Source organism: Methylonatrum kenyense, from assembly GCF_023195885.1.
Taxonomy (GTDB): Bacteria; Pseudomonadota; Gammaproteobacteria; order Nitrococcales; family Aquisalimonadaceae; genus Methylonatrum; species Methylonatrum kenyense.
Genome location: NZ_JALPKO010000003.1, coordinates 96,427 through 117,898 on the forward strand (window position 1 = coordinate 96,427; position 21,472 = coordinate 117,898).

16 protein-coding genes are annotated in these 21,472 nt (G+C 63.9%); 8 read left to right on the forward strand and 8 right to left on the reverse strand.

What is annotated here, in order from left to right; translation table 11 throughout:
- On the reverse strand, nucleotides 1–1,110 hold the full coding sequence (locus M0534_RS04580) for an MlaE family ABC transporter permease (RefSeq protein WP_248567239.1): 1,110 nt from the start codon (nucleotides 1,108–1,110) through the stop codon (nucleotides 1–3).
- 90 nt (nucleotides 1,111–1,200) lie between these two features.
- Between M0534_RS04580 and M0534_RS04585 the strand changes: the two genes are divergently transcribed.
- Both M0534_RS04585 and M0534_RS04590 read left to right on the forward strand, forming a co-directional pair.
- On the forward strand, nucleotides 1,201–2,055 hold the full coding sequence (locus M0534_RS04585; protein ID WP_282571291.1) for a PHP domain-containing protein: 855 nt from the start codon (nucleotides 1,201–1,203) through the stop codon (nucleotides 2,053–2,055).
- Nucleotides 2,056–2,111: 56 nt separating this feature from the next.
- Nucleotides 2,112–2,492 carry a DUF2750 domain-containing protein gene (locus M0534_RS04590; RefSeq protein ID WP_248567240.1) on the forward strand — a complete coding sequence of 127 codons (381 nt, stop codon included), beginning with the start codon at nucleotides 2,112–2,114 and terminating at the stop codon, nucleotides 2,490–2,492.
- Nucleotide 2,493: 1 nt separating this feature from the next.
- Here the strand turns inward: M0534_RS04590 and M0534_RS04595 are convergent, their stop codons facing one another.
- Nucleotides 2,494–2,769: a hypothetical protein gene (locus M0534_RS04595; RefSeq protein ID WP_248567241.1), complete on the reverse strand. Its 276-nt coding sequence runs from the start codon at nucleotides 2,767–2,769 to the stop codon at nucleotides 2,494–2,496.
- 44 nt (nucleotides 2,770–2,813) lie between these two features.
- On the opposite strand from M0534_RS04595, the gene M0534_RS04600 reads away from it, so the two are divergent.
- Together M0534_RS04600 and M0534_RS04605 are read left to right on the forward strand one after the other, a co-directional pair.
- Nucleotides 2,814–3,824, forward strand: a complete 1,011-nt coding sequence (locus M0534_RS04600) for a TAXI family TRAP transporter solute-binding subunit (protein WP_345894700.1) — start codon at nucleotides 2,814–2,816, stop codon at nucleotides 3,822–3,824.
- Nucleotides 3,821–6,553: a TRAP transporter permease gene (locus M0534_RS04605; RefSeq protein WP_248567242.1), complete on the forward strand. Its 2,733-nt coding sequence runs from the start codon at nucleotides 3,821–3,823 to the stop codon at nucleotides 6,551–6,553. The genes M0534_RS04600 and M0534_RS04605 overlap by 4 nt, the downstream gene beginning before the upstream one ends.
- Here M0534_RS04605 and M0534_RS04610 read toward each other — a convergent pair.
- Entirely contained in the window at nucleotides 6,507–8,318 is a 1,812-nt protein-coding gene (locus tag M0534_RS04610; protein WP_248567243.1) for a sensor domain-containing diguanylate cyclase, read from the reverse strand. The two genes, M0534_RS04605 and M0534_RS04610, sit on opposite strands and share 47 nt — an antisense overlap.
- 247 nt (nucleotides 8,319–8,565) lie before the next feature.
- Here M0534_RS04610 and M0534_RS04615 point away from each other — a divergent pair, with 247 nt between their 5' ends.
- Together M0534_RS04615 and M0534_RS04620 are read left to right on the forward strand one after the other, a co-directional pair.
- Complete coding sequence (locus tag M0534_RS04615; RefSeq protein ID WP_248567244.1) at nucleotides 8,566–11,952, forward strand: bifunctional diguanylate cyclase/phosphodiesterase; 3,387 nt, start codon at nucleotides 8,566–8,568, stop codon at nucleotides 11,950–11,952.
- Nucleotides 11,949–12,743 carry an inositol monophosphatase family protein gene (locus tag M0534_RS04620; RefSeq protein ID WP_248567245.1) on the forward strand — a complete coding sequence of 265 codons (795 nt, stop codon included), beginning with the start codon at nucleotides 11,949–11,951 and terminating at the stop codon, nucleotides 12,741–12,743. Before M0534_RS04615 ends, M0534_RS04620 begins: the two co-directional genes overlap by 4 nt.
- On the opposite strand, the gene M0534_RS04625 is transcribed toward M0534_RS04620, so the two are convergent.
- From M0534_RS04625 to M0534_RS04635, 3 genes are all read right to left on the reverse strand, one after another.
- Nucleotides 12,725–13,678, reverse strand: coding sequence for a substrate-binding periplasmic protein (locus M0534_RS04625; protein WP_248567246.1), 954 nt, complete (start codon nucleotides 13,676–13,678; stop codon nucleotides 12,725–12,727). The two genes, M0534_RS04620 and M0534_RS04625, sit on opposite strands and share 19 nt — an antisense overlap.
- Complete coding sequence (locus M0534_RS04630; protein WP_248567247.1) at nucleotides 13,671–16,073, reverse strand: bifunctional diguanylate cyclase/phosphodiesterase; 2,403 nt, start codon at nucleotides 16,071–16,073, stop codon at nucleotides 13,671–13,673. The genes M0534_RS04625 and M0534_RS04630 overlap by 8 nt, the downstream gene beginning before the upstream one ends.
- A gap of 106 nt (nucleotides 16,074–16,179) precedes the next feature.
- On the reverse strand, nucleotides 16,180–16,809 hold the full coding sequence (locus M0534_RS04635; RefSeq protein WP_248567248.1) for a hypothetical protein: 630 nt from the start codon (nucleotides 16,807–16,809) through the stop codon (nucleotides 16,180–16,182).
- Nucleotides 16,810–17,109: 300 nt separating this feature from the next.
- Between M0534_RS04635 and M0534_RS04640 the strand changes: the two genes are divergently transcribed.
- Nucleotides 17,110–18,210: a histone deacetylase family protein gene (locus M0534_RS04640; RefSeq protein WP_248567249.1), complete on the forward strand. Its 1,101-nt coding sequence runs from the start codon at nucleotides 17,110–17,112 to the stop codon at nucleotides 18,208–18,210.
- Between the two features lie 98 nt (nucleotides 18,211–18,308).
- On the opposite strand, the gene M0534_RS04645 is transcribed toward M0534_RS04640, so the two are convergent.
- Complete coding sequence (locus tag M0534_RS04645; protein ID WP_248567250.1) at nucleotides 18,309–18,941, reverse strand: DUF3047 domain-containing protein; 633 nt, start codon at nucleotides 18,939–18,941, stop codon at nucleotides 18,309–18,311.
- Nucleotides 18,942–19,109: 168 nt separating this feature from the next.
- Between M0534_RS04645 and hemN the strand changes: the two genes are divergently transcribed.
- Entirely contained in the window at nucleotides 19,110–20,501 is a 1,392-nt protein-coding gene (gene hemN / locus M0534_RS04650; RefSeq protein ID WP_248567500.1) for an oxygen-independent coproporphyrinogen III oxidase, read from the forward strand.
- A 30-nt stretch (nucleotides 20,502–20,531) separates the two neighbouring features.
- Here hemN and fnr read toward each other — a convergent pair whose 3' ends face one another.
- Nucleotides 20,532–21,290 carry a fumarate/nitrate reduction transcriptional regulator Fnr gene (gene fnr / locus M0534_RS04655; RefSeq protein WP_248567251.1) on the reverse strand — a complete coding sequence of 253 codons (759 nt, stop codon included), beginning with the start codon at nucleotides 21,288–21,290 and terminating at the stop codon, nucleotides 20,532–20,534.
- Between the last annotated feature and the right edge of the window lie 182 nt (nucleotides 21,291–21,472).

Here is a 21,472-nt window from a genome sequence, read left to right on the forward strand (position 1 = left end):
CTACAACCCCAGCAGGTTGAAGATGACCGAGAACGCGGCGTCGGCAACGATCACCAGGAAGATGCTCTGCACCACGCTCCGTGTCGTGGCCTTGCCCACCGCCTCGGTGCTGCCCTGGACCGCGAAGCCGTGGTGGCAGCTCACCGCCACGATGATGGCAGCAAACACCGGCGCCTTGATAATGCCGACCCAGAAGCTGCTGGGCGCGATCGCCTCCGGCATGCGGTTCAGGAAATCGGTGAAGCTGACATCGAACATGGTATGCGCCACCACCATGCCGCCGAGGATGCCGAGGACATCGGCAAACATGGTCAGCAGCGGCATCGCGATCAGCAGGGCCAGGAGTTTCGGCAGCGCCAGGATCTCCAGCGGACCGATTCCCAGGGTCCGCAGGGCATCGGTTTCCTCGGTGATCCGCATCGTGCCGATCTGCGCCGCGTAGGCGGAGCCGGTGCGGCCGGCGACGATGATCGCGGTCATCAGCGGTGCCATCTCGCGCAGCATGGTGATGGTCAGCAGGTCCACGATCAGGATGTTGGCGCCGTACTGCTCCAGCGGCGTGCCGCCCTGATAGGCGATCACGACGCCGGTCAGAAAGGAGAGCAGGCCGAGGATGGGAAGCGCATGCACCCCGGCCTGCTGGACTTCGCCCACCACCTGCTTCCAGCGGACGCCGAACGGCCGCAGTAGGCGGGGCAGGGCATCGCTGGCGAATTCGCCAAGAAAGGCAAGGAAAGCGACTGTCTGGGCCAGCACGTCCATCGTGGCCTTGCCCAGGGATGCCAGCGGACCGTAGCGTACCGGCCGCGGCGGTGGTTCCGGTTCACGGTGCTCCTCGACCAGCTTCAATAGCGCCGCGTGCCGCGCTTGCAGGCCGTCGAACGCGGGCTTGCCCGGCAGCTGGTCCTGCAGTTCCAGCAGCAGCATGGCGCCGGCCGTGTCCAGGCGGCGGATTGAGGACACGTCCAGCGTCCACTGCCGTCGTTGGTCACGGCGGCCGAGACGGGCCAGTCCACGGCGCAGGTGTTCCAGGCTCCAGTCGCCCTCGCAGCGTATGATCGACGCGTCGCTGTCTCTGGTTATCCGGGCAGGCAGAACGGGTTCGGGCACTGCTATCCTCTCGGGCTGGAGTAACGCCAGATTGGCAAACTAGCACACCGCAGGTGCAGCAAGCGTGCGGCACGGTGCGGCCCGGGAAGCATGCAAGGACCTCATTCAAAAATCGATCTGCATTGCCATTCGCGCGCCTCGGACGGACAGCTTACGCCGGCCGAGGTGGTTGCGCGCGCGGCTGCCAACGGCGTGCGCGTGCTCGCGCTGACGGATCATGACACCCTTGCCGGTGTTGCCGAGGCCGCGGCCGAAGCCGATCGGCGGGGAATGCACCTGGTTCCTGCGGTGGAGTGCTCCTGTGCCTGGCAGGGCCGCGAGTTGCATATCGTCGGCCTGGGGGTGAACCCGGCGGCGGCGGGGCTGCAGGCGCAACTGTGGCAGGCGCGTGACGCCCGCTGGCGGCGTATGCGGCGCATTGCGGACAAGCTGGAGGCCAGGCGGATAAACGAGGTTTTCGACAAGGTCTGCGCCGCGGTTGGGGACGGCATGCCGACCCGGGCCCATGTTGCCCGGGTCCTGCATGCGGCGGGCCATGTGCAGTCGGTGCAGCAGGCGTTCGATCGATATCTCGGACGCGGCAAACCGGCCTGGACCCGCGTGGAATGGCCGACCATGGAGGACTGCGTCGCTGCCATCCGTGATGCAGGTGGTCAGGCGGTGCTGGCGCATCCGCTGGCCTACGGGATGACCGGTGCCTGGTTGCGACGGACATTGGCGGCATTCCGGGACGCCGGCGGCGAGGCCGTGGAGGTGGTCTGCGGCAGCAGCGACAAGCAGGCCGTGCTGACCGCGACCGGCCAGGCATTGCGTGCGGGCCTGAAGGGGTCGGTCGGCTCGGACTTCCACAGTCCGGAGAATCCGTGGATCGAACTGGGTCGGTTGCGGTCCTTACCGCCGGCCGTGCCCCCCGTCTGGCAGGACTGGCCGCTGCCGCTCGAGTGACGGAGCCATCGGCCTTCGGCCCGATGTGCCTTCCGGTTTCGATGGAGGATGCAGACATGCAGCAACAGGATGACCTTGATCCGGCCGTGCGCCGTTTCATCGAGTCGGCGGTCGACCGCGGCCAGGTCTGGGGCCTGCTGGACGAGGAGGGCTGGGCACTGACACCGGCCGCCGATGACGAGACGGTGATGGTTCTGCCGCTCTGGTCCGACGAGGACGATGCCAGCGCAGCGGCGACGGATGCCTGGTCGGACTACCGCACCGAGTCGATCGCGGTGGATGAGCTGCTGGAGCACTGGTTGCCCGGCCTGGAAGCCGACGGGCATCGCGTCGGGCTGGACTGGACGCCGGACCTGGAGGGGGTCGAGGTGCCGCCGCTGGAGCTGCAACTCGATCTGGAGACTGCGATCAGCGCCCTCGATCCGGATCCCGACTGAATCACGGCTGTTCCCTCCCCTTGAGGAACAACACGCAGGCCGCCGGCACATGCACCAGGGCAACGCCGCTGATGAAGATCAGCACCGGATTGAGTTCCGTTGCCAGACCGTAAATTCGGGCCATGATCCAGCCGAAGCCGGCACCGGTGGCAAGCAGCACGATGCGCGCGACCCGCAAATGGCGCCTGTCCGGCGTATGGAACGGTAATCGCAGATGGGCATAGGCCATGGCCGGCACGGTGACCAGACAGACCAGCAACAGCCAGAGGTTGTACATATGACGGACTCCGTTCAGTCAGTGTTTCGGTCGAGGCAGGCGCAGTGACCCTGCGCGGTCATGGGCGCCGGTTGCTTGCTCTGGCAGCGATGGTGCTGCTGGTCCTGCCTGCCGCCTGGTACGTGCTGACCACGGAACCGCAAACCCGTTTCACCGCCCTGGGCACCGGTGGCGTCACCGGGGTCTACTATCCCACCGGCGGTGCCATCTGCCGCCTGCTCAACCAACAGCGTGAGCGCCACGGCATCCGTTGCTCGGTGGAATCCACAGCCGGCTCCATCTTCAATCTCAATGCCCTGCGCCGTGGCGACCTGGAATTCGGCATCGTGCAGTCGGACTGGCAGCACCATGCCTGGTCGGGCAGCAGTGTGTTCGCCTCACAGGGCGAGGATCGCGATCTGCGCGCGGTGTTCGCGCTGCATCCCGAACCGTTCACCGTCATGGCCCGTGCCGATGCAGAAGTCGCCGAGTTCCTGGACAGCCGTGGCAAGCGGGTCAATGTCGGCAACCCCGGTTCCGGGCAACGCGGCACTGTTGAACGCTTGATGCAGGAACTGGACTGGAGCATGGACGACTTTGCCCTGGCTTCCGAACTGCCGTCCAGGGAGCAGGGCTCCGCCCTGTGCGACAACCGCATCGACGTGATCCTGTTCACCGTCGGCCACCCCTCCGGCTCCATCCAGGAGCCCATTGCGACCTGCGATGCGCGCCTGGTTCCGGTGCGGGGCGAAGCGGTGGATCGCCTGATCGACGCCAGTCCCTACTACAGCCATGCAACTCTGCCGGCCGGCCTGTATCCGGGGCAGGAACAGGACATCGAGACCTTTGGCGTGCGCGCCACCCTGGTCACCCGGGCGGGTGTGCCGGACGAGGTGGTCTACGCACTGGTGCAGGCGGTGTTCGAGAATTTCGAGACCTTTCAGCGACTGCATCCGGCACTGCGCCTGCTGACACCGGAGGAAATGGCAACCACCGGCCTGACCGCGCCGCTGCACCCCGGGGCGAAGCGGTATTTCGCGGAGCACGGCCTGCTGGATAACGGGGACGGACAATGACGGACGCGGTCGGCGCGGGTCAGGCCTGGCGCGGCAATCCACTGAGCGTGCGATTGCTGACCCTGATTGCCCTGTGCTGGTCGCTGTTCCAGCTCTGGATCGCGAGCCCGCTGCCCTACGCCCTCGGCTGGGGAGTGGTGTCGGAAACCGAGGCCCGCTCGGTGCATCTGGCCTTTGCCCTGTTGCTGGCGTTCGCGCTGTACCCCGGCCGCCGCGGCCGTTCCGGACCCGCCACCGGCATGCCGCTGCTGTCGCTGCTGCTACTGGGTTCCGCACTGGTCCTGCTGCTTTTCAGCGCTTGGGCGTTGTTCGCCGGAACTGCCTGGATGCCCTGGCTGGCCCTGTCCGCCACATGCCTGCTGATCGGCTGTAGCCAGCTCACCTCGGGCGCCTCGCGTCTGCCACGGTTGGACGTGTTGCTGGGGCTGGTGGCCGCGCTGACCGCCCTGTATCTGTTCTGGCAGCATGCCGCGCTGGCCGACCGCCCGGGCCGCCCGCTGACCATGGATCTGGTGGTCTCGGTGGTGGGTCTGGCGCTGTTGCTGGAAGCCACCCGCCGCTCGCTCGGCCCGGCCCTCAGCCTGATCGCGGGCCTGTTTCTCGCATTCGCCTTCCTCGGTCCCTGGTTGCCCGACCTGCTGGCCCATCGTGGTGCCTCGCTGAGCCGCGCGGCGTCCCAGTACTGGTTGTCGGGCGAGGGCGTGTTCGGCATCGCGCTGGGCGTTTCCACCAGTTTCGTCTTCCTGTTCGTGCTGTTCGGCGCGCTGCTTGAACGCGCCGGCGCAGGGCGTTACTTCATCCAGGTTTCGTTTGCCTTGCTTGGCCACCTGCGGGGCGGCCCGGCCAAGGCCGCGGTGGTTGCCTCCGGTCTGACCGGGATGATTTCCGGGTCGTCGATTGCCAATACCGTGACCACCGGAACCTTCACCATTCCCCTGATGAAACGTGTCGGCCTGTCGGGCAACCGTGCCGGAGCGGTGGAGGTTGCCAGCTCGGTCAATGGCCAGTTGATGCCCCCGGTGATGGGCGCCGCCGCATTCCTGATGGTGGAATACGTGGGTATTCCCTACATCGAAGTGATTCGCCACGCCTTCCTGCCGGCAGCCATCGCCTACATCGCCTTGCTCTATATCGTCCATCTGGAAGCACTGAAGACTGGCGTTCGCGGCCTTCCCGCCAGACCGGAAGCCGACTGGCGCGGCCGCCTGATCGGCACCGGCCTGGTGGTCAGCGGGCTGATCGTGGTGGCGGGATTGTTGACCCTTTTATTGCGCTGGCTGGAGCCGATGGCGGCGGCGGTATCCACTCTGGTGCTTGCCGGCGGGCTGCTGCTGCTTTATCTCGGCCTGTTGTGGCTGGCGGCGAGGCAGCCGATGGTCGAATTCGACGAGGACAGGGAACTGCCGCCGCTGGGGCCAACAATCAAGCGCGGCCTGCATTTCCTGTTGCCGATCCTGGTGCTGGTCTGGGCGCTGGTGATCGAGCGCCTGTCACCGGCGGTATCCGCATTCTGGGCGGTGATGCTGCTGGTGCTGATCTGTCTCAGCCAGCGGCCGTTACTCGCCTTGATGGGGCGACAGCGCCAGCGCCTTGCAGCGTTGTCCCGTGCCGGGATGTGCGATCTGCATGACGGGCTGGTGCTCGGTGCGCGAAACATGGTCGGTATCGGGGTCGCGACCGCTACCGCCGGGATCATCGTCGGCACCGTGTCGATGACCGGTCTGGGACTCGGCCTCAGTCAGGTGGTGGAGGCCCTGTCCGGTGGCAATCTGTTCCTGATGCTGGTGCTGGTGGCGCTGCTCAGCCTGGTGCTGGGCCTTGGCCTGCCCACCACGGCAAACTACATCATCGTAGCCAGCCTGATGGCGCCGATCGTGGTCGAGTTGGGTGCCGACGCCGGTTTGATCGTGCCCCTGATCGCGGTCCATCTGTTCGTGTTCTATTTCGGCATCATGGCGGACCTGACTCCGCCTGTTGGTCTGGCGACCTTTGCCGCGGCCGGCATTTCCCGCGGTGATCCGGTCATGACCGGTGTTCACGCCTTGCGCTACAGCCTGCGCATGATCGTGTTGCCGTTCATCTTCATCTTCAATACCCAGTTGCTGCTGATCGGCATCGATTCGGGCCTCCAGTTGGCCCTCGTCGTGGTCTCGGCGACGGCAGCGATGCTGCTGTTTGCAGCCGCCTCACAGGGCTACTGGCTAGTGGCCAACCGATGGTACGAAACGCCCGCGCTGTTGCTTGTGGCCTTCACCTTGCTCTATCCCGGATTCTGGATGGATCGGCTGACGGAGCCCTGGGAGCAGCGGCCGGTCAGCGAGCTGACAGAGCAAATCGAACGCACCGCGGACGGTGATCACCTGCGGCTGCGGTTTCGCGGTCTCGATGCCGACGGCCGCGAGGTCGTTCGGCCGGCGATGTTGCCGCTGGGGGCCGGCGACGATGCTGCCGCCCGACTGCAAGGCGCGGGTCTAACCCTGGACCGCGAAAACGGCCCACTGGAGGTGATTGACGTCGAGCATGGCAGCGTCGCCGAGCGTGCCGGCATCGATTACGGCTGGCAGGTGGAGGCCGTTCTGGTGCCATCGGCGCGACCGTCGGAGAACTGGTTCCTGTTGCCCGCCATTGCCCTGCTGTCTGTCATCGGCTTCGCTCAGTGGCGCCGCCGACGGCAGGAGGCCGTCAGCGACCCGCAGAGCCGCCGGCGGCTTGATCCGGAGAGACGCTGAACTGGTCCCGGCCCTCGGCCTTGGCGGCATACATGGCGTCGTCGGCGGCGCGTTGCAACGCGTCCGGCGTACAGCCGTGGTCCGGATACAGGCTGATGCCAATGCTCACGCCGAGCCTGAAGCTCCTGCCGTTCGCCTCGATGGGGAGGGTCAGGGCTTGCAGTGTCTTCTCGGCCACCGCGGTTGCACCCCGGATGCCGTCGACCTTGCTGAGCAGAATCACGAATTCGTCGCCACCGTGACGAGCCACGGTGTCAGAGTCCCGCACCACGGTTTTCAGCCGTGCCGCGATTTCCTGCAGCACGAGATCTCCGCTGTCATGGCCATGGGCGTCATTGATGGCCTTGAAATGATCCAGATCGAGAAACAGCAGTCCCACCTGATGATTGTCCCGCTGGGCCATGTTCAGTGCTTTCTGCATCTGTTCCAGAAGGTAGGCGCGGTTGGCCAGGCCGGTGAGGTGGTCGTGCATGGCCAGATAACGGATCTGTTCTTCGTTGATCCGTGCCTGCTCTTCCACTCGCCTGCGTTCGGTAATGTTGTAGGCCAGCCATAGCGCCGAAGGCCGCCTTTCCAGGTTTGTCGGCAATGGATAGATGCGGGCTTGGAACCATTGGGTGCCGGAGGGGCCACCGATGGCGTTGAGCAGCGCGTTGTCCTCGGTCCGCAGGGGATACTCCAGGGTCACCAGCCGCTTCTCACTGATCGCCCGGCGAACCCCGGACAGCGCATGACGGCTCGTGTCGTCATCCATCACGTCCCGTAGATGGCGCCCCTTGAGCGCCGCGCCATCGTGGTACAGACGACGTTCCTGGCCGCCGAAGCTTTCCAGATACCGGCCTTGATCATCGATCACGAAGCCGCTGTCGGGGATCGCCGCGACCATGGCTTCCAGTTGGCGGGAAACCCGCCTGATGCGCTGTGACTGGGCGGTGAGAACGCCACCGACCAGGCCACCGGTCAGGGCGAGTGCCAGTCCCAGCGCCCGGTGTGATTGTGGCGTTGCGGCATGGGCCGCCCAACCCGCAGCTGGTGCCACCGCGAGCTGCCAGGACTGATCTTCGAAGCGGACATTCTTGAGGATCGGATCGGCGTCGAATACGGATGCATCACCGAAAAAGGTGTCACCGTCGGCTCCGAGACCGTCATGCCCGCGAATTGCGATGCTCAGTCCGTTGAACTGCGGTGCGTCGAGTCCGGCTGCCGCAAGCACGCTGTTGGAGTCAACCGGAACGCTTGCCGTTCCCCAGTAGCTGCCATCATCGAGATACACCGGGCTGCGGAAGATCAGCGCATTGCCGCCCTGGACCAGGTCAACCGGGCCTGTGACCACCGGTCGGCCGCTATCGATCATCCGGCGCAGGCTGTCGCCCTGCTGCGGGTGTTCAAGGATGCGCAAACCCAGGGCGTCTTCATTGCCCTCGCGTGGATAATTCCAGCGAATGATATTGTTCGGCGCCAACGTGATGTTGATGATATGGCTGCTGGCGTGGACCATCCGTTTAGCCACCGGTTTGTAGGCATCCCAGCCCAGGCCGGGGTTGGCTCCCACGAAATGGGTGAATCCGCTGACCACGAAAATCGTGCGGTTCATCTCGCTTTCCAGCCGCGACCGGAACGCGGCGGCCCGGTTTTCCAGCTGGGAGCGTGCTTCCTGTTCTGCGAACTCCTGGTTCATCCGTTCCAGCGCGAACAGCGCCAGCGCAATCAGCAGGAAGACAACCGAGCCTGCCAGGGCGGGAAGCGTTCGCGTTGAATGCGGCATGCAGCGACTCCATCCCATGCGGTCAGAGGATTGCGATCTGGAAACCGGTCGCCGCCATATCCGTTCCGTGGAATCGGCACCGGGCGGCGGTGGGTCCTGGAATTACGCGTTATTCTACGTTTCCTGATCTGGAAAACAGTAGAATACCTCACACGTCTCGTGCCGACGGTGGGTTCTGGTCGTGGCCTCGTGCCAACCTTTTCCACTGGGGGCAGAATATCTCTCGACAGCATCGTTAGGGCAGGCCTTGTCTCAGTCATTGAATGAGCCCCACGCGACGGCGCAACGTTCCCTGTCAGCGTTGCGTGACCTGGTCGCCGGCATCCCGGTTCCCGCGGTCATAACCCGTGGTGCTGAACAGGATCTGGTGTTTGCCAATGGCGCGTTCGTTGATCTGACCGGGTACTCGCTGGGCGACGTGGCGACGCTGGACCAGTGGTGGGCGAAGGCTTATCCGGATTCCCGCTATCGCCGTCGCGTCCGGGCCGAGTGGAATCGGCGCATCGCCAGGGCGAATGCCTATCGAACCCCGATCAGACCGATCGAGGCAAGGATTTCCGTTGCCTCGGGTGAGGAGCGTTACTGCCGGTTTCACGCGACCGCGTTCGGCGACTGCAACCTGGTGATCCTGACCGACCTGACCGCGTTGCGAAAGACCGAAGCCACCTTGATACAGCGCGAGCGCTACCTCTCCAGCCTGGTGGCTTCGATGCAGGACGTGCTGTTCGTGCTCGATGCGGAAGGCCGGTTCGTGGAATGTCATGCTGCCGACGAGGATGATCTGGCGGTGCCGCCGGATGTGCTGCGGGGGCGCCATTTCGCCGAGTACCTTCCCGAGGACTTGAGCCGGGAAATGCTGCGAGGGGTCGAACGGGTGCGAGGCGACGGGCTACCGTTCCGGCATAGCTTTGCGCTGGACGTGCCCAACGGGGAAAAGCATTTCATCGCAACAGTCAGCAGCCTCGACCCGGCAGGACCGGCGGCTGCGGGTTTTCTTGTGGTGGTCCAGGACATCACCGACCAGAAAACCAAGGAAGAGGCATTGCGCCAATCCGAGCAGCGGTTCCGCGATATCGTCGATACCGCGAACGGCATTGTCTGGGAGGCGGACGCGGGCTTCCAGTTCACGTTTATCAGCCGCCAGGCGGAAACCATGCTCGGCTATCCAAGGGAAGCCTGGAAGAGCAAGGATTTCTGGGTCGAGCACATGCATCCGGAGGACCGTCTCTGGGCGCCGGCCTACTGCGCCAGCGAGAGCAGGGCCCTGCGTCCACACGATTTCGAATACCGGTTTATCGCTGCGGATGGCGCCGTGCGCTGGTTGCGCGATCTGGTGACGGTGGTTGCGGAGGACGGCCAGCCCAAATGGTTGCGCGGCATCATGGTGGACATCACCGAACAGCGCGAGGCGCAGGACGTGTTGGCATTCCAGCAGCGCTTCCAGGGTCTGGTGGCACAGATCTCCACCCAGTTGATCAATGCCGGAGACACCAGCTTCGAGGCCACGCTGCAGGACGTGCTTCGCCAGCTTGGCGAGTTCTTCGCCGTCGACCGCTGTTACATCGCCGAATACGATGATGAAGCCGGGACCACCGCCTTGTTGTGCGAATGGTGTGCGCCCGGGGTGGCGGTGCAGGCCACCGAACTCCAGCAGTTCCGGACCGACGACTTTCCATGGTGGGAGGCGCGGGTTCGGGCTTTCGAACCGATCTCCATTGCCGACGTGCGGGCCCTGCCGGAGGAGGCCTACCCGGAACGGGCGGCGCTTCTGTCGCGTAACGTTCGCGCCCTGGTGTCGCTGCCGCTGATTTCGCGGGAGCGGGTGTTTGGCTACATGAACCTGGATATCCTGCGTTCCGACGAGCCCTTGCCGGAGCACCAGATCACATTGCTGCGGGTGGTGGCCAGCGCGATTGCCGGTGCCATCGAACGGAATGCCGCGGAACAGACACTGCGCATTGCCGCCACCGCGTTCGAATCCCAGGAAGGGATGTTCGTCATGGATTCCGCGCGCCGGATCCTGCAGGCCAACCGGGCCTTCACCCAGCTTACCGGGTATTCCGCCGATGATCTGGTCGGCAACCATGCGGAAGCCTTGCGATCACCCCGCCAGTCACGCCGGTTCTATGATGCCGTCTGGGCAAAAATTCGCCGGGACGGTGCCTGGCAGGGCGAAATGTGGTTTCGGCGCCAGAGCGGCGAGGAGTTCCTGGCCTGGGTCACGATGACCGCCGTGAACGGAGCCGATGCGCTAAACACCCATTACGTCGGCACCCTGAACGACATCACCCAGCGCAAGGCGGCCGAGGAGGAGATCGAGTATCTGGCCTTCTTCGACTCCCTGACCCAGTTGCCCAATCGCAGCCTGCTGCTGGATCGGATGCGCAAGGCCCTGTCTGTCAGTGCCCGCACTGGTCGGGGTGGGGCACTGCTGTTCATCGATCTCGACAACTTCAAGTTGCTGAACGACACCCTGGGCCATCCGATGGGGGACCTGTTCCTGCAGCATGTGGCGCGGCGCCTGCGGCGCTGCATTCGGGCCAACGACACCCTGGCTCGATTGGGTGGTGACGAGTTTGTCGTCATGCTGGAAAACCTGTCGGAGGAGCCCGGCGAGGCCGTGGAGGAGGCGCTCGGGGTGGCACGCGGTATTCGTGAGTCGCTGAGCCGGCCCTACGACCTGATCGGCCGGGAACAGAATGCCACGTCCAGCATCGGTGTGGCGATGTTCGAGCATCCCGCGGCCGGTATCGAGGAGTTGATGAAACGCGCCGACCTGGCCATGTACCAGGCGAAGGCAGAAGGGCGGGATACGATACGTTTCTTCGATCCAAAGCTGCAGGCCTCGGTGATGGAGCGGGCGGATCTGGAGACGGAGATGCATCAGGCGCTGCGCGAACAGCAGTACCTGTTGCACTATCAGCCCAAGGTGGATCATCAAGGCCGAGTGACCGGTGCCGAGGCCCTGGTCCGCTGGCAGCATCCGAGCCGCGGCCTTGTCGGACCCGGCGCCTTTGTGCCGGTTGCCGAGGAAATCGGGCTTATTCTGCCCATCGGCACGTGGGTGATTCGCGAGGCCTGTCTCCAACTCAGCTTGTGGCAGAAGGATCCGCAGATGGCGCCGTTGGACATCTCGGTGAACATCAGCGCAAGGCAGTTCAAGCAGCCCGGTTTCGTCGATGATGTGCTGGAGGCGTTGAAAGAGACCGGCGCGGATCCGCGGCGGCTGGTGCTGGAAATAACCGAGAGCCTGTTGCTTGAGGACCTGGGCGATATCGTGCGCAAGATGGAGCGTTTGAAACGCCATGGCGTCGGCTTCTCGCTTGACGATTTCGGCACCGGTTATTCCTCGCTGGTCTACTTGAAACGCCTGCCGCTGGACCAGCTGAAAATCGATTATTCCTTTGTTCGCGATGCACTGGTGGATCCCAATGATGCCGCCATCATCCATACCATCATGTCCCTGGGCGAGAGTCTGGAAATTGCGGTGATTGCCGAGGGCGTCGAGACCGAAGAGCAGCATGCCTGGCTCGCGGGACTCGGTTGCCAGGCCTTCCAGGGTTACCTGTTCGGTGCGCCGGTGCCTGCCGATGAGCTGTTTCCGTTCGCCGCCAAGCGGATCGAAAACGAATGACCGTGATGGAGCTTTCCCGGCTGCGGCAGCAGGTCCGGCGCGTGTCCGAAGAGGTCCTGCTGCCCCGTTTCAACCGTGTTGAACGCAGTTTCAAGGCTGACGGCAGCATTGTCACTGCCGCGGACCTGGCGATGCAGTCCGGATTGCAGGATGTACTCCGGCAGTATTGGCCGGATATCCCTCTGCTCGGCGAGGAGATGGCGCCGGAAGATCAGGCTGCCCTGCTGGCCGCGACCGGCCAGCCCGTCTGGGTACTTGATCCACTGGATGGCACCAGCAATTTCAGCGCCGGTATCCCGTTTTTTGCTGTGTCGCTGGCATTGATCCAGGGTGGTCGTCCGCTCATCGGGCTGGTGTACGATCCGGTTCGCGACGAGTGTTTCATGGCTGCCGAGGGACAGGGGGCCTGGTTGAACGAGCAGTCGCTGATGCCGGTGGAGGAAACGCTGCCTCTGGCACGGTGTACCGCCTGCGTCGATTTCAAGCGCCTGCAACCCCGTCTGGCGCGACGCCTGGCGGCAGAACCGCCGTACAGCTCGCAGCGCAGTTTCGGATCAGTGGCGCTGGACTGGTGCTGGACCGCCGCTGGCCGGGTACACCTGTACCTGCATGGCCGGCAGAAGCTCTGGGACTATGCCGCCGGCTGTCTGATTCTCTCGGAGGCCGGCGGCCGCAGCGCGACACTTTCCGGTGAGCCGGTGTTTCGGCCAAGCCTCGAACCCCGTTCCGCTGTCGCCGCCCTGTCGCCCGATCTGTTCAGGCAATGGCAAGGCTATCTGGCCGGTGATTGATCGTCCCGCGTCGGGCTGGTCGGGTGACCCTCGAACAACGGTTGGTGCCACAGTTCCTCGCGCTCCAGCGGCGTCTCGCCGGTGAGGTCTGGATTGCTCAGACGGATGATCCGCAGATTCTCCGTTGCCAGGAGGGCGAGGGCGGGCGCCGTCGCCGGGTGAGTCTGGAACAGTCTCTCGAAGCTGCCATCGGCGATCGCACGTTCCAGACCCATGCTGATACGTTGCTGCAGATCGGGACGTTCGGGCGACACAAAGAAGTAGTTGGGAGCGCGATAGAGCAGTAGCAGGTCCGGTTCCACGGTCAGCTGGAATCGCTCATGGAGGTCCTGCTCGGCCCAGATTTCCGTAATGCTCCGGGGCACGGCGGCAACGCGGCCCCTGGCCAGCATTCGGAACAGGCTGTGGAAATCCGAGCTGGTTTCCACATGCAGCGCATTGGCGCGCAGGATCGCCGAATCCGGCCAGTCATGGCCCTGTGCCAGCGGGTAACCGCGCAGGGCCATCAGGGACTCAACCTCGGCCATCCGCCCGCGCCTGTCCTTGGTCACCACCAGCACGCGGGCACCCATCAGCCCTCGCATCAGCGGAATCCTGACGGGCAGCAGCACCGCTTCGCGATCCCTGGATGTCATCGCCCAGAGGACATCGAGATAATCACCATCCCGGATCAGGCGTTCGGCACGCGCCTGACTCACGCGAAACGGGGCTGCCTCGAGCCGCGCCGGACCATGGTCCTCGGTGGTTTTTTCCAGCGCCAATTGCAGCAGCGCCAGCGCGTAGTCATCGCGTCGGTCGAAGCTGGTGTCCGACGGCATGTGACGAACCGTCACCGGCTCATCGGCCGGACTCGCGAGGCTGAAGCAAAGGCCAAGCAGGCCGAGGGCGACGGTGACAGGGCAGAGACGGGACCGACGGTGCGGACGCCTATACATCGGCCCTGCGCCCTTTCAGGAACGGCGTCAGTTCATCCACCGGCATCGGTCGTGCCAGCAGGAAACCCTGTAGGTACTCGCAGCCGATGAGTTGCAGATGGGCACGCTGTTCCTCGGTCTCCACACCTTCCGCCACAACCGCCATGCCGAGTCCGTGGGCAAGCGAGACCACCGCGCCGACCAGTTGCAGGTCGCGGTCCCGGAGGAACATGTCCCGAATGAAGGACTGGTCGATCTTCATGCAATCGATGGGCATGCGCTTGAAGTAGGACAAGGCCGAATACCCCGTACCGAAATCGTCCACGGCAAGCCTGATGCCCAGTGCGTGCAGTTCGGTCAGGGTGTCGCGGCTGGTGGCCAGGTCCTGCAGGAACACCTCCTCCGTGATTTCCAGCTGTAATGCAGAGGCTGCAAGGCCATGGTCATTCAGTGCCTGCCGGACCGTTTCGATGAACCCCGGATGCATGACCTGTTGCGCCGACACGTTCACCGACAGGCGCAGATCGGGTCGTTCGGTCCACCGACGCAGATCGACCAGGTCGACGAGGCCTTTGCGCAGGACCCATTCTCCGAGCGGGATGATCAATCCGGTTTCCTCGGCCAGCGGAATGAACGCAGCCGGGGAGACCAGGCCCAGTTTCGGATGATGCCAGCGGACCAGTGCCTCCACCGAGGCAATGGTTTCCCGCTGGCTGGTGAATATCGGCTGATAGAAGTTGTCGAGCTGACCCTCCGCCAGCGCCTTGCGCAGGTCCGACTCCATTGTCAATCGACGAAAGCTGAGTTGCGAGAACGCCGGTTCGAAGCTGCGAAGCCCGCCCCGGTTACCCTGTTTCGCCGAGTGCAGCGCCGCGTCCGCCGCACGGAACAGATCCTCGGCTTTGTTACCGGCCACGGTATTGATCGCAACGCCGGCCGAGGCGGAGACGAACAGTTCGCGATCAGCATGTTGAATGGGTTCGCGTATCCGCTCGAGCAATTCTCCGAGCTGGGCTTCGATGGTCGCAGGGCTCAGCCCGGCCGACGACACCAGGATGAATTCGTCCCCACTGAAGTGACCAAGCTTCCAGTGGTCCGGCAGCCACTGCGCGAGCCGGGCTGCCATTTCCCTGATCACCGTATCGCCGGCCTCATGGCCAAGCCCGTCGTTAACCAGCTTGAAGTTGTCGATGTCGAGAAAGGCGACTGCGATGGGACGGTCCGGATGCTGCCGTAAGGCATGGGACAGTTTCTCGAACATCGCGAGGCGATTCGGCAACTCGGTCAGCGGATGGAAGTAGGTCTGTACATCCAGTTGCGCCTGCGTCTGGTGCAGACGGGTCGTGTCCTCGAACAGACCGACAAATTGTTCACTGTTCTGCAAGGTAATTCGGCGCAGCGACAAATGCGCCCATCGAAATTGTCCGTCACGCCGGCGGAGCCGGATATCGCCATGCCACTCCCCGGTCTGCTGCAATTCCTGCCAGGGCTCGCGACTGCCGTGTAGCACGTGGATGCGGCTTTCCATGCTGTCTGCGCGACCGAATAGATGGCGTCCGTTCAGAGCTGCGGCGGAATCTCCGCTGATCTGTTCAAAGCGAGGGTTCGCGTACATCATGCGTCCGTGCGCGTCCATGAGTACGATGCCGGACGGGCATTGTTCCAGCGCCTCGGCGAGCAGCCGGCGTTGCCCCTCGATCTGCTCCCGTTCCACCAGGTCCTGCCCGATGCGTTCGCTCGCGAAATTGAGCGCCGCGGCCAGTTCATCCAACTCATCCGGCCGCAGCGGACCAGTGGCTGCCGGTCTGTTCAAGGCCACCCGGCGATCCAGATGGTGCAGCCGCAGACCCGAGGCAAATCCCGCAAGGGTCTGCAGGTGGCGGGTGACGAGGTAGAAGAACAGCGTCAGGAGGGCGGCCGAGACGAGGAAGGTCTTTATCGCCTGGGTGCCGACGATTACCAGCAGCCGGTCGATCAGGCGACGGTGAATCTGTTCCAGGCTGACATCCAGGCGAAGTGTGCCCAGCTCGTGGTGACGGCCATCGTAGGTCCGGTGCCGGATCGGAAAGGAAAAACTGCGGCGATGGTTGTATCGACTGCGTTCGCCAAGCCGCATGTTCAGGTCACCGGCAAGCTCTACCCGATCAACATGGGGCAACTCCAGCAAGCCCCTGAGCTGCAACCTGACCTGTTCCTGGTCAAGTCCCCACAGGCTCGCACCGAGGGTTCGGGCAAAGCTCTCCTCTGCGCTTTCGATACGTTGTTGCAGCAGGTCCACATCCCGACGGTAGTCGAGCATCAACTGCCAGGCGGTAATGACGATCGTGATTGCGGAGCTCACCAGCAGGATCGCCAGCACCAGGCGAACCGTCAGCCGACGGCTGTGCAGTCGATGACGCAGGGAATGACTCGCCATTACACGTCCTGTGCGGAGGTTCACCCCGGTGCCGAATCGGACGCGGGGATCGGTCAGCGTCTTGCTTCAAGGCCGACTTAAACCTTAGCAGAGGTTGCGTAAGCCGTTATGTGACGCGGTCTGCGCAAACCCGCACTGCAAGCCCGGCGGTCACGCCCGTTGTTGATCGCCCAGGTCGGCGTCGGGGGCGCAGGGACGAGTTGTCCGGCATGGGGTTGACGGTCAGGTAGCGCCCATCTGCAAGGAAGGAAAAAAGGTCGTTCAGCACCGACTGGGCCTGCCGGCAGGTGGTCTCGGACAGTGAGCCGGCAAACGGGCGCCAGCGGTGATCGCCGAGGGCATAGGTTCGATGATCGCAGGTGATCCACCGATCTGCCGGCATCGGCTGGCGCAGGAAAGTCAGGAATTCGATGAGTTCTTCAGGGCCCAGGTCACTGGGCGCCATCTGCTTTTCGGCGGCGGCCCAGAGCAGGGGGCGCCGCACGTGCCGCTGGTAGACGTCCCGCGAGGTGCTGGGTTGTCGACCCTTGTCGGCGAACCAGACCAGCAAGGCATCGCGATCAGTCTCGGCAACGATCCGCTGCGCCTTCTGGGTCCGCATGCGACCGCAGCGACCGTCGGGAATCAGCGGCCAGTGCCCGGGATGGCCCCAGGGTACCGGATAGATACCGGCAGCCAGCGGCGCAAACCGGGGCGGGCTGTCAGGGGCCCCGTTGTTGGGTCCGTTCGCATCCACATCACCTCCCCCCTCTCCAGGCAGACCTTTGGTCAACCCTTGGACGTAAAGGGTTCCGGTTGTTGCCGGTGTCATGGCGGGGACCACGGTGGCGCCCCCTGCGGAGGAACCGGCTGCAGAAACTTGTATGCTAGGAATCACTGATTTATTCCCGCGTCTGCGCCCGAGACCGGTTTTGATCATCCGGCAAGGCACGGTGCCGGTTCGGTCGCCATTATCTACTGGGTAGGTGGTGCAACGCAGCACTGCGAATAAATCAGGGTTTCCTAGAGCAGCGGCTCATCCGAAGGAGGGGAACAGGTGATTGGAGAGCGGTCGGTCGCGGTCTTCTATGACGAGCGTGTGCTGGAGCATCGTCCCGATGCAGAGTCACCCTTCCTGCCCGGGCGGCTGGATCGCCGCGTTCGCGAGATCCTGTCCGGGCTGACGATCAAGTGGGCCTACCCCGAGCACCCGGGGCGCATTACCGCGATTTGCGATCGACTGCAGCAGCATCCGATTGCCGGACTGGAATTCCGGTCCGGCGCGGTGGCCAGCCGTGAGCAGTTGGCGCGGGTCCATGGCACAAGTTACCTGAACCGGATTGATCGCCTTCGTGGACAGTCCGCCTGGCTTGATACTGACACCACGGCAGTTTCCCCGGGCAGCATCGAGGCGGCCGAAGTTGCGGCCGGCACCGCGGTTGCCGCGGTTGATGCGGTTTGTAATGGTGAGGCGCGGAGTTCCTTCGCCCTGACACGGCCACCCGGGCACCACGCCGAGCCGGTCCGCGCCCGCGGGTTCTGTCTGTTCAACAATGCGGCCATCGCCGCAACCCATGCCCAGGCCGTTCATGGCCTCGAGCGGGTGTTGATCATCGACTGGGATGCGCATCATGGTAACGGCACCCAGGATATCTTCTGGGCCGACCCGAGCGTCCTGTTTTTCGATATCCACCGCGGGGCGCCATTCTACCCTGGCTCCGGCGCACTTGAAGACGTGGGTGCCGGGCTCGGCGAGGGCTATACGGTGAACGTGCCGATGCCGGCCGGGAGTGGCAACCTCGCCTATATCAAGGCGTTCAACGAGATTCTCGTGCCGGCGGTGGATGCGTTTCGCCCGGAATTGATCCTGGTGTCGGCCGGTTTCGATGCCCACCGGCTGGACCTCGCGCTGAACGTCAGTTACGAGGGTTTTGCAGCCCTGACCGGGATCGTGCAGGGCCTGGCCGATCAGCATTGCCCGGGCCGTCTCGCATGCATCCTGGAGGGCGGTTATCACCTGGAGTCGCTTTCCGGAGGCGTGCATGCGGTGCTGGAGGTGCTGGCTGGTGGCGTGCCGCCAGAGCCTGGCGTCACCGGCCTCCGCGAGGTCGAAGCGGCAGCCGAATTCCACCGCAGTGCCTTTCGCGACGATCCCTGACAGGGCCTCGGCACATGATTTACCGGCTGTCGGTTGCGAATCCGCGCCAGTCGGCAGGGTGGTGTGGCGTCACTCAATGGCCGGCGGAGTTGCCGGCGTCAGTCTTCGGGCAGGAAGCGAATCCCACCGTACCAGGCCTCGGCAGTCTGCCCGGTGTCATCGCAGTCGGTCATGATGGCGATGGCATTGATCCGTTCCGGGCTGCGCCCGTGTAAGCGCTCAAAATCGTCACGAATGTGCCGCCGTTCTATCTGCCAGCCGTCACCGGCGTGCTCCGGTCCGCGGCTTGCAACCATCCGTGCCTGTGAGGCGTAGGCGTTCTCCCAGTCGCTGCCGGCCTCCTGGGTGCTGCTCCAGACGTAGTTCAGGGCGCGTGTGCGCCAGCGCAGCACACGATGTTCATCGACCACATAGATGCGGGCCGGGTAGTCGTCGCCAGCGCGTGTGGTTTCGTCGATGTCATCAAAGGTGTTGTCCACCCGCCAGCGCCACTCCATGACGGGCGTCTCGCGCAGATCGATGTCTTCCCGGTAGAAAAGCCCGGACGCCGAGGCCTGGTCGCAGACCGCATGGATCGCGGTCCGGCCGTCCAGGTCCACCAGCTCATAACGGGTCTCGCCCTCAAAGGAATGACGATCCCACTGCCGCATGATGTCCTGAGGCGAGAACTCCAGCGCCATTGCAAGCGGCGCCATGAGGAGGCACAACAGCGGAACCGAGAGAATGCGCATGGTACGGGCTCGACAGAGCCTGGATTGTTTACATGACCATCTGCGGCGGGCTTCGTTCGCTGGCGGCTCGCCGCGCGGTTACCCCTGTCCCTGCGGTTGTTGACTTGCGTCAATATGCCGGGCGTCCGCTTGCGTATCGTGTGATTGATCACACAGCACCGGGTTACACTGATGCCTGCACTACCGTTCGACGCTGCGCTTTACCGGAAATACGATATGCCCGGGCCGCGGTATACCTCCTATCCCACGGCGCCACATTTTCGTCCGGATTTCGATGAGGCGGCCTATCGGGAAGAGGCGCGGGCCAGCAACGAACGGCTGATCCCACGGCCGCTGTCCGTATACGTACACATCCCGTTCTGTCACAGCCTTTGTTATTACTGCGCCTGCAGCAAGATCATCACACGCCGGCCGGAGAAGGCGGGCATCTACCTGGATTATCTGGAACGGGAACTGGCCTTGCAGGGCGCGCTGTTCGATACCGACCGCCTGGTGACCCAGTTGCATCTCGGGGGCGGAACCCCAACCTATCTGGACGACCGGCAGCTACGCCGCCTGATGCACGCCATCGGCCACCATTTCCCGATCGCACCGGACAGGGCCCGTGAATTCTCGGTGGAACTGGATCCGCGGGCGCTGGGGCCGGAAACCGTCAGCGTGCTGCGCGATCTCGGCATGAACCGGGTCAGCCTTGGCGTGCAGGATGTCGATCCAGTGGTGCAACGCGCCATCAACCGGATTCAGCCGGAAGAGCAGGTCGAAGCGACCATCCATCAGGCGCGTGACGCGGGATTCCGTTCGATCAATCTGGATCTCATCTACGGTCTGCCGCACCAAACCCTGGCCGGTTTCGACGCCACGCTGGATGCGGTGCTGCGCTGGCGTCCGGAACGGCTGTCGGTCTACAACTACGCCCACCTGCCGTCGCGGGTCAAGGCGCAGAAACTGATTCGGGAGGGGGATCTGCCCTCGCCCGGGGAGAAGCTGGAGATCCTGCAGCATACTGTCGAACGGCTGACCGGGGCCGGATACCGGTTCATCGGCATGGACCATTTCGCGCTGCCCGAGGATGGCCTCAGCCGGGCCATGGAGGATGGATCCCTGCAACGCAATTTCCAGGGCTATTCAACCCATGCGGACTGCGACCTTGTGGCCCTGGGGGTAACCGGGATCGGCATGGTCGGCGACGCCTACAGCCAGAACCACGCCCACCTGAACGCCTATTATCGGGCCCTGGACGCTGGCCGGCTTCCGGTGGCGCGTGGTTACCGTCTGAGCGCGGATGACCTGCTGCGTCGCGCCGTGATCGAGGCCATAATGTGCCGCAGCAACATTGTCTTCGAGCCGTTCGAAGTCGAGTTCGAAATCGATTTCCGGTACTACTTCCGCGACGAGTTATCGATGCTCGAGCCCATGGAGCGCGACGGGTTGCTACGGCAACATGCGGACCGCCTGGAAATCCTGCCCACCGGGCGTTTGCTATTGCGCAATATTGCGATGATTTTCGATGCCTATCTCGGGCGAGAGCAGGTGGTCGTGCAGTATTCGAGAACGGTCTGATCGCCGACTCACCGTCACGCGGCGACGCAATCAACCATCCCGCCGCAGCGGCTGCTCCCGGTTGTTGGTCAGGGTTTGCAGTCCGTCGGGATCTTTGAGTGACACTTCGCGTCGGCTCACGGTGATCCAGCCGCTCTCCTGGAAGCGCTTGAAGAGTCGGCTCATCGTCTCCGGTGCGAGGCCGAGATAGTTGCTCAGGTCCTGTCTGGACATGGGCAACAGGAAACGGGTTGGGGACAGGCCTCGACGTCCGAAGCGGTCGCCCAGGCTCAGCAGCAGGATGGCCAGCCGCTGCTCAGCGGTTCGGCGTGCCAGGGCCTGAAGCATTTCCTGTTCCTGGAAGATCTCCTTGCTCATGACCCGTAGCAATTGACGCTGGAGACCCGGCACCTGTTCAGCCAGGCCCTCAAGTTCGCCGAACGGGATCTCGCAAACGCTGGACGTTTCGAGCGCAACCGCGGTTGACGGGTGGGTGCCGAAGCTGATGGCGTCCAGCCCGAGCATTTCGCCCGGGAGGTGAAATGCAGTGACTTGTTCCTCGCCATCCTCGGCCAGGACAGAGCTTTTCAGGGCCCCGGTGCGGACCGCATACACGGCCCCGAAGCTCGAACCCGCCCGATACAGGCGGTGGCCCTTTTCCAGGGGCCGTCGGCGCTCGACAATGCGGTCCAGCGCCTCCACATCCTCGCGCTCCAGTCCAACCGGCAGGCAAAGTTCATTCAGACTGCAGGTTTCGCAAACCGCCTTGATTTCCCGCAGGCGTAACGGCTGCGTACTGGATGCTTTCACGATTAGGACCACCTTTGCAGTACCCGGCTGGTTATTGTCTATAGGGTACTACGGCATCGGCCCGGCTTCAGTCCGGGAGTGCCTAGGGAAACGCTGATCTATTCCCGCGTCTGCGCCCGAGACCGGTTTTGGTCATCTGGCAAGGCGCGGTGCCGGTTCGGTAGCTTGAGCGACTTGCCTCG